The organism is Bradyrhizobium sp. USDA 4474 (assembly GCF_054057515.1).
Window position 1 is genome coordinate 6,928,285 of sequence record NZ_JBSRZJ010000002.1, and the last position, 16,192, is coordinate 6,944,476.

Consider the following 16,192-nt stretch of genomic DNA (forward strand, 5'->3'; position numbering starts at 1 on the left):
AGCGTCGAGTGCACTGTCATGGTAATCGCAACCGCCACCAGGAGAGGTTGCGCGACGATCAATCGCTCATCGCTGCGTGCGGCGTCAGTAGTTGGGAAAAAATGGCAAAGCTGCGGCTGTCAACGATTCATCGAGGTAGAATGCCACTTACCCCCGTAATAAACACAATACTGTTTTGGGGTTCTGGGTGCGTATTTGGAGGACCATCATGGCAAGTGTCGAACAATTGCACAGACGGCAAGGCGTAAACCTGGTTCAGCTCGAAGCGGACATTGCCTCGGTACGCTCGGGAAGTTCTCTGACATCCATTGCTTTACCTGATTACGTCGAGCACACCGAAGGCGTCACGCGCGTCGGCGCCCTCAGTGCGGAGGCGGTCATCCGCGACTATGAGTCTGCTGCGAAAGAGATCGAGGCCATGGGCAGCGAGTTGATCGACGCCGCGCAAAAGTGCGAGGCGCTGACAGCTCAGGTCCATGATGCCATCGCCTTCATGCGGGAAACGGCGACGGGCTATCGTGAAGAGGGGCGGAAGATCTTCAAGCGCATCGAAGAATGCGCGCTGTTCACCGAGGACGTCCGCAAGACGTGCGAACAGGTGAAACGCAGAATGGCGGCAGGCTCGGTCGGCCCGTCTTCCGATGAGGAGGTTGCACCGGAAGGCGCCGAGTTGACCGGGATCGCGGCGAAGGTGACGATGAGCGAAGTCCGGTGAGACGGTCATAGGTCCGTCGGGTGGGCATGGCGCATGTGCGCCTTTGCCCACCCCGCGGCGCTAATGGCGTGCGCTATGCGGGCTCACCAATCCAGATCGCCGTAGGGGTCGCCCATATAGGGCGGCGGCATCCAGGGTCCTCGCGGCGGTCTGGGTCGCCGTGGTGGTGGGGGCTCTGGCACGTGCGGCCGTGCACGCGCAGCCGCATCATTGGTCGCACTGCGCACGACGGGCTTTGCGGCCGCAGGCGCGGATGACGTCGATGGAGCACTCAGTTGTGTCTGCAGCGCGTGGACCTGTGCGGCGAGGCGCGCATTCTCCGCCGTCTCCTTCTCCTGCGCGGCCTTGAGCTGTTGAATGGTGTCGGCCTGCTCACGCAGGGTCTGTTCGTTGCGGCTTTTCAATTGTTCGAGCTTGCCGTTGATGCTCGCAAGCTCGCTCGTGATGGACTTGAGCGATTGCGCGAGATCGGACGATGACTCCTCGGGCACGGTGGCGGCAGGCTTCGGGGCGCTTTCGGTTTCCTTCGCGACGGGTGCTGCGGGCACCACGCTCGGCTCATCCGCAGCAGCCAGCACCACGGCCGGCGGCTGCGCCGGAGTGTCCGCCGCGGACGCTTGCGCGGGCTGGCTCGCGGCCGGAGCCCATCGTGCCATGAGCGACCTGCTGATCGATTTGGCCTCTTCGCGATATTGCGAAGCGAACGCGGCACCGAGAAGGCCGATCGCCAGCACGAGGCCGACCAAGGCGCGCATCATGGTCCGATCTCCCTTCAAGCCTTGATCGCGCGGCTTGGTCCTCAAGACCTTGGCATCCGGCGTCGGCGTCTTGTTTCCGGAAGTGGCGGTTGCCGTCGCGCTGGCGCTGGCGTGCGAAGCCCGCGGGCCTTCGCTGTTGTGTTCCATTCCGGAAACCAGCCGGTCGAGCCGCGCAAGGTCTTGCTCTGCGCTCTTGATCCGGTCGTAGGCCCGCGTCAGCCCGTCGTCGGCGCGCGCCTCCGCAGTATCGGGATTGGCCGTATCGCGATTGCCGGCATCAGGCTTCACGGTATCAGGCTTCAAGGTATCAGCCTTAGTATCAGGCTTGGCCGTATCAGGCTTGGCAACATCAGCGTTGGGGTCATTCGCGTCAGGCACCGATGCGCTCTCCATCCGGTCGGGCGTCAATGGGATGGCAGTCCCGATCGTGGGAAGGATAGGTCTCGCAGCTGTCAGACACAACGCGCGCGCACAGGAAAAATTATGGCGGGCTCGGCTCCGCGCCGTCGGAATACGCCAGCTGTCGCTAGTGACGTGTCGCGCGGACTTCGAGCGTGGTCTGGGTGGGCCTAGTCACGAATCTCTCAAAGTGCATGAACATTTGTCTGCTCATTTGTTCGTGCAAGCCGGCGATCTCCCGGGATTCAGCGACGAACGAGTCACACGCCTGTTTCGCGTACTCGATCTGAAGCTCGAAGGCCTCGACGGGTGAGCGCGCCGTCGCGAGCTTTCCCAGGAGGGCCCAGGCGCGCTCAAGGGAGTTGCTGATGTAGCGGCTGTAGGCATCGGCAATTGCCTGCGGGCAGGCCTGCGATGGTTCCACAGGTGCGACGGGGGCGCTGGCAACGATCTCCATCCCGGGCGGCAAGGCTGCAGCTGAGGATAGCTCCGCACTGATCTGGTGGGTGGTCTCAACGTCCGGCCTGTCTTCTTGCTCTTGCTCTTGCTCGTTCCCCTGACTGATCTCCGCCGCGGCATCCGGCGATTGATGTGCTGCCGTTGCGTGTTGTTTGTCGGCCTCGGTGCGTTCCGCGGCCTTCTTTTTCCCGCCGCGCCGGCCGGATTTTCCGCCTTGCTTATTTTTGACTGAACTCAACATCGCAAATGGCTCCTCAATATCGCTGAAGCCGCAACCCTCCGTCGCGTTTGCGCTGAAATCGCGATTATCAGACGTCGCTTGGGTGGCCGCCATGTGGTGAGATTTTGCCTGAGACCGGCGGCTCGGTCGATCGACCATCCGGCGCGCCCATCGCCGTCGTCGCAACAATCAATAGCGGCCGCCGCTGCCCTTTTGCTGCGTGATCCAGGCCGACAATGTTTTCGGGGCCGGTTTCGCAGTCCGGCCCGGCGATGCCTTCGGATTATCGCGGACGCCTTTCATCGGCCGGGTGCGCGGCGCTTCCGTCTGCCTGGCGCCCTTCAAGGCAGCCGCCGATGCCTCTGCGGCTTCCTTCTCCAGGCGCAGCTGTTTCAATCGCGCCATCTTGAGGCGCTCTGCCTCGACTTCGGGTCGTTCGGCGAGCAGGGGCCTGTGTTGAGCAAGCTCGGCCGTAACAAGGACGCCGAGAATGCTCGTCTCGCCGAGCGCCTTGCAGGCCTCCAACCGATGCAGTCCCTCGACCAGAACGAGGCGGTCTCCGTCGAGCCTGACGGAAATGGGTTCCTGTTGTCCGATGTCCAGAATACTTTGCGCGACCTCCGCGACGGTCTCGGGCTTGATGGCCTTCTTCTGCTTCGTTGGAACGAAGATCTTCTCGATGGGGAAGCTTTCCGGTTTGGGCATAATCTGACTCCGCTTCCACCGGGCCCGTCGGAACCCATGCCGGTGATGTCGGGAGTTTAAGGGCGAAGGGCTCGGTCGAAAAGGCAATTTCGGCGCGGGGCGCGTGTGAGGAACGAAATGCGAAAGTGTTCGATTGACTGGCATCATCTCACGCTCAAAGGAGACACCGATGGAACTGTCCGGGAAGAAGATCGCTATTCTGGCGACCAACGGCTTCGAGCAATCGGAGCTCGAAGTGCCGCGTGATGCCCTCAAGGCTGCCGGTGCGACTGTGGAGATCATTTCGCTGCAGCCCGGCGAGATCAAGGGCTGGGACAAGAAAGACTGGGGCCGCCCCGTCAAGGTCGACAAGACTCTCGATCAGGCCGCTGCGGGCGACTATGACGCGCTCGTGCTGCCCGGCGGCCAGATCAACCCTGACCTGCTGCGTGTCGAGCCGAAGGCGCTTCAATTCATCAAGAGCGTCTTCGATGCCAAGAAGGTCGTTGCCGCGGTCTGCCACGCGCCCTGGCTGCTGGTCGAGACGGGGATCGCGAAGGGCCGCAGGATGACGTCCTACAAATCCATCAAGACCGACGTCGCCAATGCCGGGGCGAAGTGGGAGGATTCGGAGGTCGTCGTGGACCAGGGCGTCATCACCTCGCGCAACCCCGGTGACCTCAAGGCCTTCAGCGCAAAGATCATCGAAGAGGTGAAGGAGGGGCGCCACACGCAGCGCAGCAGCGCAGCGTAATCGCGATTGCGGCGACGGTGCACCAATTAGGGGGTATCGAGATCTTCGACGGCGGCTGCTCGAAGACGCCAGGTCGTAGGGGCGACCCCTGATTTGGATCACCTTGCCTCATGCAGCGCTCGCAGGAGTTGTGATTGATCGCAAAAAAAGGCCGCGCTTTTGCGCGGCCTTTTTGTTGTTAACAACGAAGACTATTTGTAGTCCTCACGAACACCCCGTCGTGCTGCCGCAATTATATTATTAGCCTGCAAACATTCGTGTGTATGTAGAGGCACTTAGGACTCGGCATATTTCCTCACAATATTCCGACTTCATGTAAGTCGGAATATTGCTGTCGAGCGAAGGTGCTCGGGCTCACCAGGGATCAGGACGTCTGCCCCCGAGCGCCACTCGTCTTCGGCTTACCCTTGCCATCGTCGTGCTCCCCGACAAGGGACGCTTCGCTCTTCGCCCTTGTCCGGTGCGCGCGCCGTTGGCCGCGGCCGCCTGCGACGGCGGCTCCGGGGATCAGACTGATGATGCAGTGCTGGACTTCAGGAAGTCAGTGTGGTTGTGGTGCCGGACGCCAAGCGATGGCGAAGGAGGTTTGATATGCCCCTTAAGACAACCAAGTTCGACGTGCAGGACTACCTGAAGACGCCGGATCAGCAGGCCGCCTATCTAGAAGCAGCGCTTGAAAGCGATGACCCTTCGTTCATTGCTGTCGCTATCGGAGATCTGGCCAAGGCCCGGGAAGTTTCGAAGTTCTCCCGTTCGGAGAGAAACTGAGCCTTTTGGTCTCTATGCGCGCCGGCCCTTCGCATTCTCTCGTGCTGCGATTTCTCAATTTGTTTGACATTTGACCTCGGCAAGGCGGCGGCTCACCACTGCAATCCGACCGATCGCCTTTCGTCGGCGTACGGCCGTTGCAGGGCTTCCCGCATGGACTCCGGCTGCCCAACGATGATGACCTGCTGGCGGGCGCGCGTAACTGCCGTGTATAGCCAGGACGGATCGAGCAGCCGGCTCTGCGGCAGCGCGACAATGACGTAGTCTGCTTCGGAGCCCTGGGCACGGTGGCAGGTGAGCGCATACCCGAGCGAGAGATCGACCAAGTCCTCAGAGGCGAATACATGCTCTTCGTCGTCGAAAACGGCCACGAGCTGACGTTCGGCCCGGTCGATCCGCCGGACGATGCCCATCGAGCCGTTGAAGAGTCCGCGCTTGTAGCAATTGCGCCGGTGCACGATCGGCTCGCCAGGCGAGAACAAATCACCGAGCGGCCCCCGGAGCTCCTGCAGGTCTTTCTTGCGCAGATATTCGTCGTGAAGGCGCCGGTTGAGACCGCTTACGCCGCACGGGCCATCGTTGACCGGCGTGACGATCATGACGTCACGACCGTCGCGCAGCTTGCCCCAGATCGAGACAACCTTCTCGGCGATCTCGTCGCGCCCCGACGCGCGGGCAAGCATGACGCCGGTATGTGGCCCGACGTAAGCGGACAGGTTTGGCATCTCCCGCCGGCGGATCTGGGCTGCGATACCTGGAATGGACGTGGTCACGGCCTGGCGGTGCACCGTGGTGAGCGTTGAGGTGACGGCCGGATCGTCGACGAAGCGGTGAAACAGCAGCCCAAACCCCACCGGTGGAAGTTGCCGTTCATCGCCGACGAGCAGAAGCCGGGCACCTTGCGGCATCCGGCGGAGCAGACCGTGCAGCGACGGCAGGTCCACCATCGAGGCTTCATCGAGGATGACCAGCGTGTCGGGGGTTAACTGCGCCAAGTCTCGCAGCTTGGTCTCAAGCTGCTCGCGCTCGCTCGGATCAAGCTCGCCGGCGAGCTGATCCTCGATCGCCTCTCGCTCATCCAACTCGCGCAGCGTCCGGAAGACGGTGCGCGCGAGCCGCCCGGTCGATCGGGATAGCCGCAAGGCGGCCTTGCCCGCGAGGGCCGCCAGCAGCAACTGGCCGCCGGCGCGCTCCCAGAGGTCGCAGATCGTGCGGGTCACGAAGGTCTTGCCGGTGCCGGCACCGCCTCGGAGGCACGAGAAACCGGCATACAGGCTCCTACGGACGGCCTCGGCCTGATCCTGACTCAGGACAGCCTTTTGGCCTCCGAGGTCACCCAGGAGGCGATTTAGCGGGTTTGGTGGGCCCTCGGCCGCCATGGTGCGGAGCTGCCCGACTACGGCATCCTCCATCAGGGCGCATCCCGGCGCCCGCAGGAGTCCGGAAGGTGAGGCGATGACCGCCCGCCGCTCGATCGCATGCTCGACCACATGGTCGAGCGCTCGGGAGGAGAGTGGCCAGTCGAGCTTGCCGGCGAGCCGCTCGCGGAAATCGTCCCGCGCGATCGCGGTTGAACCGGAGCCAACCAGGTCTTTCACCACGGCATCCGCTGCACCCACGAGGCGGTGAGGGTGGTTTACGGGATCTGATTCACCGCTCTCGCTCAGGAGCCGCAGACCGAGGCCGTCGACCCGCTTCCAATCGAGCAGCGGGACCAGGCAATAGGGGTTTGCCTGCAGCGCGCGCGGCGCCTCGGCGCCGAGCAGTGCGTGCACGCGCCGGGCCAGCGGCAACTCGGTCACACCGACGGCCGCGAGCCATTCGACGAGCCTCGCTTCGCCTGCCATCGCTTTCCAGGCGGAAACGAGCGCGGCCGCGAGCCTTGGCCCCAGCACGGGACGGTCGGGGTCCATCACCGCCGCGAGGGCCGCGACGTCGCCGGTGTCGAGTGCTTCGGGCAGGCGGTCCTCGAAGTGCTGCCACAGCCTGCGAGCGCGCGCCGGCCCGATGCCGGCGACGCAGCTCGCGAGATAGTCGACCATCAGCTTGCCGCTGGGCAGGGCCCGCACTGCGCGGCTGGCCGAGATCTGCGGTCCCCACTGCGTGCCGGACAGATCGCCTTCCACGGACCAGAGCTCGCCGACCGAGGGCTCGCCGAGCATAGTCGCGGTCGTGGCCTTCACCCGGACGGAAGAACCGTCGGCCAGGCGGCCGGCGAAGATCGTGCCGAAGTCACGCCGCGAGACGATGCTGTCGACGACGATGTCGGTCACGCCGGAGCCCTGAACACGAGGCCCGTTTCCTCGACCAGCGCGAGGCGGGCCTTGAGTCGCGCGTTCTCGTCGCGCAGCGAGCCGACCAGCGCTTCGCGCTCGGCGATTGCCTTGCGCAGCTCGGAGATCGTATCGGCATCCCGGCCGAGGCGCTTGCGGACGCCGGCGTCGGCAACGTCGTCGAGCAGGCGTGAGCCGATCGGCTTCACGCCTTGCACGTGGGCGAGGGCGTTCACCGGCCCGGCGAGTTCGGGCTTGCGGAAGAAATGCTGCTCGAGGGTTTCCCGGAGACCGAGATCCCGTACAAGCTGGCGCACATTGACTTTGCCCTCCGGCGTCAGGGGGAGGGTGGGTATGCGATTGGCCTTCGGCTGCGCGGACCAGGCGAGCTCAAGCCGCTCGAGGTGGGGCTCGAGCTTTTCAAGGATCGACGGAACAACGGAGCGGGGATTCATTTTCGCTGCTCCGGTTTCAAGGAAACGACAGTCTTGCCGGCGAGCTGTTTCAGAAGCTCGGTGTTTCTCTTCTCCAACTCGCCGATTTTACGGGTGGCATCCGCCAGCTCGGCCGTGACGCGGGTGAGCTGAAGCTCGGCTTCGTGATAGTTCTGCCTGATCTCGTCGAGCTGCTTGTTCGCCACCTTGACTCGCGAGTTGACCTCGCGCCGGACGGAGGGCGCGCCCGACCCGATCTGACCTTTGACCCGTCTGATCCAGGCGTTCACCTCGTTCTTGAGCGCCTCGATCTTCGGCGTTTTCTTCTGGAGATAGGCCGGGCTCTTGCCGGCCCGACGTAGCAGTTCGTCAACGGTGAGCTTACCGTCGTTGTAAGGATAGATGCCGTCGTTGGCGTCGATTTCACCCTCGATCTTCCCCATCATCTCCTCGAGCGAGATTTTGCTCTCGAGATGCTTTTCGCTTGCATACGCAGCACCTGCCTGCGCGATCCTGCGCTGGCCAACGTGCCTGTCCGTGCTCATCGGTTGGCCCCCCAGATGCTTTGAATTTCAGGATGATCGTTGAGCACACGCGAGCGGACGTCGTCCCAGCGCTCAAGGTTAGCTAGGATCTGCCCGTCGAGATTCGCGAGAACCATATCGTTGTCAGTTTGTTGGCGCTCGATAATGAGCGCTCGCAGCGTTTCCCTCGCAGCCTTGTTTCGCGCGCGAGGTTTCCAGACGATGTTCGCAAGTAGTGCGGCAGGCGCCGGGATCCGGGGCACCCCGCTCCTTAGTGCAAGGTCCAGCCTGACCGAGTCCCTTGGTGCAGATGACACCGGGACGAACCAGGGACCAAAAGCGGCCATTGAAAGTGAGCACCTCGGCGGTTTCGCGCAACGTCGCAGTGTCGAACACTTGCTCGCCGCGGCGCATGCCGGTTGCGGCTAGTCCCGCCTGCAGGGGCGCGGCCGCGGGCCCGTCGGCCTCGCCTTCGATAGTTTCGGCCAGGGCCTCTTCGGCCATGACGAAAGTGGTTTCCTTGGCGACCTTCATCGCATCCTCGATGATGCGCGGATCGGAAAGCATGTAGCGCAAGGTCATTTCGAGGTCGCGGTGGCCGAACAGGTCGAGCAGAACCTGTGGTGCACCAACCACCGAGAGAGCGACCAGGCGGGCGACGGTGTGCCGCCAGCGGTGCACATGGGCACGGTCCCGGCCGGTCAATCCGGAAAGTCCGAGGTGATCTACGGCCTGGACCAAGGGTTCGGTGAGATTGAGCAGCCGATTGCCGAGCTTGTCACCGTCGCCGAGGATGACCCAGAGGTGTGTCTGCCCTGCCGGGCGAACGACGCGGCATATCTTCTGCTGTACCTCGATTGCCCGTGCGGCTGCCGGATGCAACGGCCAGTCCCGCTTCTTTCCGCCGATCTGATCGATAAGCTTGTACGTGACGGAGTGAAGACGATGGTCCGAGCCTTGGTTTTCGTTGTCTTCCGCGGCCGCGAGCTCGCTCGCACGAGCTCCGGTGCAGAAATCGATCATCCCGAAGTTCATAGCCTGAAGCGTACCGACCATGCGGTTGATGTCGCTGGCGTTGCGCGGCGGCCACTGGTCCGAAACGCCGTCTCGGCGGGCAATCCCGAAGGGAAGCTGCGTGATCGGCCTGCCAGCTGCGTCCACCCATCGAACGCGCTCAATAGCGGCGCTACGCAACGCGATGACCGAAGGATGAGAGGTCGAGCGTCCCCGCGCTGCCTCGCTGGCCGTGACTTCGCACAGCTCAGCCCACAGTGGGATAAGCTGGTCAGCCAAGTTCGCATGGACCCAGAGAGCACGGCGGATGAACTCGGTGACGAAGCTGTCCGAGAACGGTTGCCAGTTGCGCTGCTCTGTCTTTTCGACTCGGGCAGGTTCAGTCCGGCCATGCCGGTTGCGCTCGATCGTCGGCTCACTGACCTCGCTAGGGGACGCGCCCTCGGCATAGAGCCGTGGCCAGTCAGAAATGCGACCGCGCGTCCCGGCGTCAACAAGATGGCGGAAGAGGGCCCGTATATCGTCTCGGCCCCGCTTTGTCGGCGCCAGGGCAGGAAAAACCTCCTGGAGGATATTGGTTATGGTGAAACCACCGAATACTGAGCTATCTTCGGTCGGCAGGTTGCTGAATTGCCATTCGGCAAGACGCAGGAGGAGGTTGGCAGTGTCGATCCAAGGCGTCGGTTTGAACTGTCTGACGCCGGTATCGGTCATCCGGGGAAGCCAAAGCGCCAACAGCGCACGGCGGATTGCCTCGTCCCGCGTCTTGGCAGCCTCAGACTCTGCCGGCACGCCTGCGCTGGACGGTTTGACCGTCCGCTTTGACAGCCGGCTCGCCGTGGTTGGCGGCACCCAATCCTCCGGGACGACGAGCTCCTCGTCTCCGAGCCGACAGCCCTCGAAAATCTCGTATTCGCGCAATTCCTCCCAAGGCTTTGCCGCGAGCTCAGAGTAGTTTCCGAGCGTTGGAAGGGTCTTGTTACGCCATTCATAGGCGCGCTCCGCAGGATCAATAGATCGGATACGTGTCATGCGCCTTGACCTCTCCCGTCTGGAGCTTGTGAGACCATTCCTGGATGGCCGCTGCGACCTCGGTTTGATCGAAGCCCTTGAGCGTTTCCTCGATCGAGGCGAGTTCGTCCTCCAAGCTCGATCCGCTCCACGCGGCGTATGGAATGGTGCGCTGAATGTGGATTAGCTCGGCACACGCGCGGGCCAGGGGGCTAAGGCTCTCCTTAAACACGACGCCATGCTGGCAACCGGTGCAGCGCTGCACTCGACAGAGGGCGCCGCTCTTGTGATCGGGTGCGATCTGGCGTGGCGGATTGGTCGGATCGAGGCATCCGAGGCCAAGGCGAGTCCGCTGCCTGAAATCCTGAAGCCGACGCTCCTGCTCGGCCGTGATGGTCCCGTTGGCTACCAACAGGCGCAGCCGCGTGGGATCGACCACGCCGCCGGTAGAGATTTCAGCGAAAACAGTATCCTGCACCTTTTGGACCTGCTTCTCGCTGAACTCACGATATCGCCTGGATTTCAGGTAGTGCTTCAGCGTGCGTATATTTGCGTGCTGGCTGGCAAGTTGGGTGAGCAAGACGTGATAGCCCGATTGGACATAGGCGTAACCTATCCAAGCGTCCCGCGCGTCGGAGGTCCCGATCTTCTCAAGCGAGGGATAGCGATCGACAAGCCGATGGGTAGCGGCCACAGTGCGGGCGATCGGACCGAGATGGTTGGAATCGGCATTATTGAACGCCGACACCTCGCCGGTCTTATTCACGGTGTGATAAAGCCACGGACTGCGTACCAACGCCTCAAGTTCAGCAATCTTGCCCGATTTTGCGACCGTGGGAGAGAGAGCATAGTCCTTGCGAGCGAGATCCAGTCGGTGACGGAGGGTGGCGCGCAAGACTTTTGTCCGTTCGACTATGTACCGAACGACCTGATAGGGATGCCACTCCGGTTTTGTCATGGACAGTGTGAACTGATGCCGGTCCGCGCGCGCCTTGAAGGCGTGGATGACGGCAAACTGCTCGCTGTGCGGATGTGCCTGAGACCAGGCATCATCCTCACTGACATCGAGCCCGAGTGCCGTCGAAAGATTCCAGCCGGTCCCGAGCAGGAAGAGCCACAGAAAGACAGCAGTGTCCTGGTAGCTCGGATAGAACCAGCGCAAAGCGCCGACAATGCCTTCGCGGCCGCGTTCACTCATGTTCGGTGCTAGATAAGTGGGACCTTTCCAGCCACCTTGAGCCAAACCTCTGTAGGCACCGTGATCCTTGAAGCCTTGCCGGTCTAGAAGGCGCTCCCGCGTTAGCTGATTAACTATCCAAGCCCGGTTTTGGGGCAAGGCCCATTCCCGAACGAGGGTTGTGTCCCCGCGGGGGTCAGTGCCGCGAGACGCGAGATCCTCTCCCTCCTTGAGCATCCGCTTGATGCAGCGTGCCTCGTGCTTGAACGCATTAAAGAGATGACGAACCGCTTCTTTATCGACCGGCTCTGCCGCCGACACATTGTCGCCCGAGCGCGCGGGCCAAAACAACGGTGGCAGGCCGCGAAAGCGGCGCAAGGCATCAAGCGCTCCCTTTGCACGTCGATATTGGAGGGAGTTGGCGGAGGCGATCCATTCCAGCATCATCGGTCCGTGGGCGTCTGTCACGTCGGCGATGCAGGTGATCGGAGTGCCGTGCTTGGCCTCAACCGCGTCAAGAAATCTGAAAAACCCGCGGAAAGCATATCGAATATGCTTCGATGCTTCTGGCTCGGGCCGCTCGATCCGAAACAGCTCGGCGATTTCCATGGCAAACAAAGGTCGACCATGAAAATCTCCTGCCCAGATGTGCTTTGACTTGGACAGAACATTTTCCAGCTTCCCGCCGACCGAGAATTCGCTCAAATCGACGTCGTAAACGACACCGCTTTGAGCTTTGATGGTCAGCTTCAGCGATCCGGCGTTGAAGGGGACGACATTCATTTGGGTCAGCGCTCCTCGTCGCTCGCCAGATAGAGGTGCCAGCCGTTGGCCATCTCGGCGAGGCCGACAGACGTGGCTAGCCATTTCAGATAGATTTGCGTGGTGACCTCGTCCACGTGGCCGAATTGCCGCTGCAGCATCTTCAGCCATTCGGCGCCGCGATTGTGAATCCAATTCACGCCCATGCCAGCGGTAGTCGTCTTCTGCGCACGAGCTTCGGTTTCGAGCGCGAAAAGGACAAAGAAACATGCGAACGCGTGGCGCCCTTTGTGCGGCGACCACACCTTCGGACGCGGGCTAACTTCGGCAAAGCATTTACCAATCGTGTGCCTGAGTATTGGCGTGCCGACGTGCCCTGGCGCATCGGAGACGAAGAGATTATCGTGACGCTTTCGCTTGTCTTTAAAATAGCGATAAACGTATGTGTTGCGTCGCCCGTCGATCCAGGCACGGATTTCCCTTGCAAGCTCGATCGGCACGCTGATGGTTCTCGGGCGACCTCCTTTCGTACCGCGTGTCAGAGCTACCTCGACGAAAACGTCGCAACGGAAGACCGCTTGTTCGATGTTCTCGAGCGATGGCCAAGCGGCGATGGGCATCGCCTCGGCTTCGCCGAGCCGCACTCCGGTCTCGAGGATGAAGCGACAGACGAGATATTTTGCATAACCGCGGCGTTGCCTCACCGCTGCCAACCACCGACGAACGTCATCCGGTGAGGGCAGCTTGAACGCGTTGACCCGGCTTTCGGCCAGCGGCTCCTTGAGCCGTCCAGGTCTAACAGTCACCGTCCGCATTCGCCCGTTAACCCGCTTCTGCTGAACGGTGTGGTTGACCTTGAATTCTGGCCGTAGGCCTCGGTGTGCGGCCCAGGTCAGGAAGCGGGTAGCCTCGTCGGCTCTCACGTTGCAGGTCGAGGGCTGGAGTGGTCCGCCCTTTTTGGACCAGGATCCGGAATTCTGCTCCTTCTGGTAGAGCAACACGTCAGAGTACCTAGCAGTCTGCCAATCGAGGCTCTTCGACTCGCACCAGCAATGCCAGTTGGTCAGGTGTTCAGCCATCAACTTGAGCGTTCGCAAGGAGGGACGCTCGCTGAAGAGCCCGGATGGCTGCCAATCCAACTCTGCCCTTTCCCGCAGATAGCGATTGTACTCCCGGCAGTAGCGTTGACGGCCGTCGAAGATCACCGGCACATGGGCGACTGAAGCGAAGCCAAGCCGAGCGAGCCTTTCCTCGTTCGGTTGAAAGATTTTGGCCATGTGACAAAGTTCTCGTTGCCGGGAAGGCTTCCCGTCGTCTGATCGTTTGTGGGTTCTTCTTTGAGAGACGCTCACCTATCGAGGCAGTGAGCGTCATTCTGGCACTTCGTTGGATCCGATTCCCGTCATCTCATTGGTTCGAAGCGGAACACGGGAAATCGCCGCTCTATTCGGAGAAGGTGAAGTGGCCGGACTCTAGGCACTTTGAGGAGGTCATCCGAGACCACTACGTCGTTTTCGCAGCATCCGGTCTGTTCTCCGTTTCATAGCTGCCCTATGCCGTGAGTTGCGACGTGCGGCCTGTTTTGCTGTCGGCCGCGGCGGCAGCCAAGTCGACGGGATGTCGGGCCGATCGCGCACTCCAGCGACTGGTATAAATCCAAGACGGAAGCCAAAGATTCGTCCGACAGTTTCGAGCGTTCGCGCGGTCGGATTGGAGCGGCCGGTCTCGATGTCTGCAATCTGGCGAGAAGTGAGCAGGAGAACGATCAGGTCTGCGAAGTCGTCCCGCGATAGGCCGAGGGATTCGCGCATTTCGCGAATGGCGTGCGGTAATGCAAGGCGCGCCTGCCGCGCCCGCTCGGACAGGGCCCTTCGACGGTTTCGGATCTCTTCTGGTGAAGGTGATTTTTGACGTGGCATACGTAAGCAATAGCAGGTTCAATAAGCTCCGTTCGCGCTCAGCGTTGGCGCCAAGCGCGGTATCAACCCATTATAATGGGTGCATTGGATGACTTATCCACAGGTCCGTGAAGCGGGCTCGCTGTAGCTGGATCGCCAAACAGCTCACTAGAGCTGGTAGGAGGCGCCGACAGTCTGATGCTGGTTAAGTTAATTCCTAGCGCTGGGATTCGCGGCAAAGCCCACTGATGCGCGATACCCAGCGCGATCTCTATCAGACCGGAAGTCTAAAAGACCGGCCATTGCCTTACTGGCGTTCAAGAGACGAGGGCAGGGAACGACGGGCGCCCCGTTCCGCGACCTGCCACTAGACTTGACTGAGATGAAGGCCCCTTCCGCTAAGTCTGGGTGCGCTTCCGGGGGCTGAAAAATTCGATGATATGCCCAAACGAGCTCAGCTCTCCAATCTTCGGACGCTGGGTATGAGGGCATGCCTTCCTCTGTTGCCTCCCAATCAGGCGCGGCGTCTTCGTTCGTCATGCTCAAATCTCTACGATGAGATCAGGTTTGAACTTCCCGCCTTCAACGGGATTACACACCACGCGCGTGCGACCCCATTCAGCATTATACGGAGCGTGAACGTGTCCGCATATCCAGAGGTCAGGCTGGAGTCGCTCTGGCAAGCTACGTAGGACATCGGACACGTAGAAGGCGGGAGCCCACCAGGGTATCTTGAGTTTCGGGTACGCATCGATGCAATCCGCGAGGGGAGGATGATGTGTCACGACGACGGTTGGACCTTCGTGACCGGAAACGAGTTCGTCGAGCAGAATTGCCTTCTCACGTGCGTGCTCCGCGACTGCGTCGTAAGGAGTCCAGCGACCCCGTTCTGTTCTGATTGCCCCATACTCGCGCGGCCCGCTCTTGATGTGACCAGCGGCCGCACGGCCCCGCGCTGCCCACTCGATATCGTGCGAAACGTCGACCCAACGGCGAGCCTGCGCCCAATCACTCCAAAGCGTCAGCCCGATGAACCGGGTCTGCTCGAGTTCATGTACAGGGTTGTCAGCGCTTAGAATGGTAACGATCTCGTTGCCGACTTGCGCATTTAGCCGGTCTGCTTCCTGACGCATCAGTCTGAGAACCTCGGAAATCGTGCGCTGGTCTGGACCGGCGTAAAAATCGTGGTTCCCCGGGACGATGATTGCCGGCTTGCCGCGAGCGAGGTCCACAATGCTTTGAACAGCCTTTTGCGGTTGTCCCTCCCAAATGTCCCCCGCACAGATCAGTACGTCGAAGGATTCGTTCAGGAGCGGTACGTCCTTTGGGCTGCGCCGTTCCAGGTGAATGTCTGAGATCGGGAGTGCGTCCATTGGATTCTCCAGCGAGCCGGCAGCAAGCTTGACGACGCCAGGCACAAATGAAGGATTCGACGGCGCGCCGTTACGAATCGTTGTCAAGCACACTGGACACTTGACGGCAGATTCAGCGGCGCGTCAAATTCCTCTTACCGCCGCAGGCCAATGTCGCCTCGTAATCAAAAGAAGCAATTTGACGCGCAGCAAGCCAAGGAAATAGGCGAGCGTGTTAGAATAGTTATGGGAAAAGAAACGGTTAGTGGCTTTGCCGGACGACTTGGCGTCTCTCGGCAGTGGCTCTATGACATCCTGAATGGGCGCGTGGCTCGCGAAGCGTCTGTTGCGACGTTGTCAAGTATAAGCGACGTTCTAGGCTATAGTCTGGAGTGGCTAGCGACGGGGAAAGGGATGCCGAATGACCTGTGGACCGAGAAGACCGCACTTATTTGCAGAGTGACGCCCGAATTGGCTGGGCGGGGCACCATCAAACTGGTGAAGATCGAGGGCGACCTGGTTCTGGTGCCCCACTCGTTCTTGCGCGGCTTTGAGGCCAACATCGCGGATCTTGTAGTCATGGGAGGCGAAAAGGTCGATTTGGGCCCTCTGATTGGTCATTCCGATGAGATTCTCGTGGATATGAGAGATCATAAACTCGTCAATGGCTGCCTCTTCCTGGTCCAGATGGAGAACCGCCTGTTGGCGTGTCGAGCGATTAAGTCCCGTTCGGTGTGGCATCTAAGCCCGACCGAAAGCATAAGTCCCGAAACGCTCGCCGACGATCAGCGCTTATTGGGGCGCATTCGGCTCATTTGGAAGCGGGTCTGAACAAGCTCGGCCGACCGCCACAACTCCTCGACAGGCGTGAACGGTAAACCGTTCGCCTCGAGGCGCTTAAGGATCGCGAGCGCCCGATGCTACAAAGGATTATCTTGCTCAATCCTCGCCCGACAGTTGTAATTAGTCGATTCTTCCCTACGGCCCTGG

At 61.2% G+C, this 16,192-nt stretch carries 15 protein-coding genes and 1 pseudogene; 5 read left to right on the top strand and 11 right to left on the bottom strand.

Annotated elements, in window-relative coordinates; translation table 11 throughout:
- Positions 1-208: 208 nt before the first annotated feature.
- Positions 209-715, top strand: a complete 507-nt coding sequence (locus ACVW16_RS34225) for a hypothetical protein (RefSeq protein ID WP_456734999.1) — start codon at positions 209-211, stop codon at positions 713-715.
- An 83-nt stretch (positions 716-798) separates the two neighbouring features.
- Here ACVW16_RS34225 and ACVW16_RS34230 read toward each other — a convergent pair whose 3' ends face one another.
- From ACVW16_RS34230 to ACVW16_RS34240, 3 genes are all read right to left on the bottom strand, one after another.
- A complete protein-coding gene (locus ACVW16_RS34230; RefSeq protein ID WP_456738536.1) occupies positions 799-1,851 on the bottom strand; it encodes a hypothetical protein in 1,053 nt (350 codons plus the stop codon).
- 148 nt (positions 1,852-1,999) lie between these two features.
- Positions 2,000-2,665, bottom strand: coding sequence for a phasin family protein (locus tag ACVW16_RS34235; protein ID WP_456735001.1), 666 nt, complete (start codon positions 2,663-2,665; stop codon positions 2,000-2,002).
- Between the two features lie 75 nt (positions 2,666-2,740).
- Positions 2,741-3,256, bottom strand: coding sequence for a chromosome partitioning protein ParB (locus ACVW16_RS34240; RefSeq protein WP_456703359.1), 516 nt, complete (start codon positions 3,254-3,256; stop codon positions 2,741-2,743).
- A 169-nt stretch (positions 3,257-3,425) separates the two neighbouring features.
- Between ACVW16_RS34240 and ACVW16_RS34245 the strand changes: the two genes are divergently transcribed.
- Both ACVW16_RS34245 and ACVW16_RS34250 read left to right on the top strand, forming a co-directional pair.
- Entirely contained in the window at positions 3,426-3,989 is a 564-nt protein-coding gene (locus tag ACVW16_RS34245) for a type 1 glutamine amidotransferase domain-containing protein (protein WP_456735002.1), read from the top strand.
- Between the two features lie 591 nt (positions 3,990-4,580).
- A complete protein-coding gene (locus tag ACVW16_RS34250) occupies positions 4,581-4,757 on the top strand; it encodes a helix-turn-helix domain-containing transcriptional regulator (RefSeq protein ID WP_200948525.1) in 177 nt (58 codons plus the stop codon).
- Between the two features lie 92 nt (positions 4,758-4,849).
- On the opposite strand, the gene ACVW16_RS34255 is transcribed toward ACVW16_RS34250, so the two are convergent.
- From ACVW16_RS34255 to ACVW16_RS34290, 8 genes are all read right to left on the bottom strand, one after another.
- Positions 4,850-7,030: an AAA family ATPase gene (locus ACVW16_RS34255; protein ID WP_456802557.1), complete on the bottom strand. Its 2,181-nt coding sequence runs from the start codon at positions 7,028-7,030 to the stop codon at positions 4,850-4,852.
- Entirely contained in the window at positions 7,027-7,485 is a 459-nt protein-coding gene (locus tag ACVW16_RS34260) for a hypothetical protein (protein ID WP_456802558.1), read from the bottom strand. Before ACVW16_RS34260 ends, ACVW16_RS34255 begins: the two co-directional genes overlap by 4 nt.
- Positions 7,482-8,009 carry a hypothetical protein gene (locus tag ACVW16_RS34265; protein ID WP_456802559.1) on the bottom strand — a complete coding sequence of 176 codons (528 nt, stop codon included), beginning with the start codon at positions 8,007-8,009 and terminating at the stop codon, positions 7,482-7,484. Before ACVW16_RS34265 ends, ACVW16_RS34260 begins: the two co-directional genes overlap by 4 nt.
- Before the next feature lie 123 nt (positions 8,010-8,132).
- Positions 8,133-10,034, bottom strand: a complete 1,902-nt coding sequence (locus ACVW16_RS34270; RefSeq protein ID WP_456802560.1) for an integrase — start codon at positions 10,032-10,034, stop codon at positions 8,133-8,135.
- Positions 10,012-11,973 (bottom strand): hypothetical protein, encoded by a 1,962-nt coding sequence (locus ACVW16_RS34275; RefSeq protein ID WP_456802561.1) that lies wholly within the window; start codon positions 11,971-11,973, stop codon positions 10,012-10,014. The genes ACVW16_RS34270 and ACVW16_RS34275 overlap by 23 nt, the downstream gene beginning before the upstream one ends.
- Before the next feature lie 5 nt (positions 11,974-11,978).
- Entirely contained in the window at positions 11,979-13,229 is a 1,251-nt protein-coding gene (locus tag ACVW16_RS34280; RefSeq protein WP_456802562.1) for a site-specific integrase, read from the bottom strand.
- 213 nt (positions 13,230-13,442) lie between these two features.
- Entirely contained in the window at positions 13,443-13,871 is a 429-nt protein-coding gene (locus tag ACVW16_RS34285) for a helix-turn-helix domain-containing protein (protein ID WP_456802563.1), read from the bottom strand.
- Between the two features lie 521 nt (positions 13,872-14,392).
- Positions 14,393-15,223 (bottom strand): metallophosphoesterase, encoded by an 831-nt coding sequence (locus tag ACVW16_RS34290; protein WP_456802564.1) that lies wholly within the window; start codon positions 15,221-15,223, stop codon positions 14,393-14,395.
- 225 nt (positions 15,224-15,448) lie between these two features.
- On the opposite strand from ACVW16_RS34290, the pseudogene ACVW16_RS34295 reads away from it, so the two are divergent.
- Together ACVW16_RS34295 and ACVW16_RS34300 are read left to right on the top strand one after the other, a co-directional pair.
- A pseudogene (locus tag ACVW16_RS34295) lies at positions 15,449-15,589 on the top strand (helix-turn-helix domain-containing protein); the annotation flags it as partial.
- A 27-nt stretch (positions 15,590-15,616) separates the two neighbouring features.
- A complete protein-coding gene (locus ACVW16_RS34300; RefSeq protein WP_456802641.1) occupies positions 15,617-16,033 on the top strand; it encodes a hypothetical protein in 417 nt (138 codons plus the stop codon).
- The last annotated feature ends 159 nt before the right edge of the window (positions 16,034-16,192 follow it).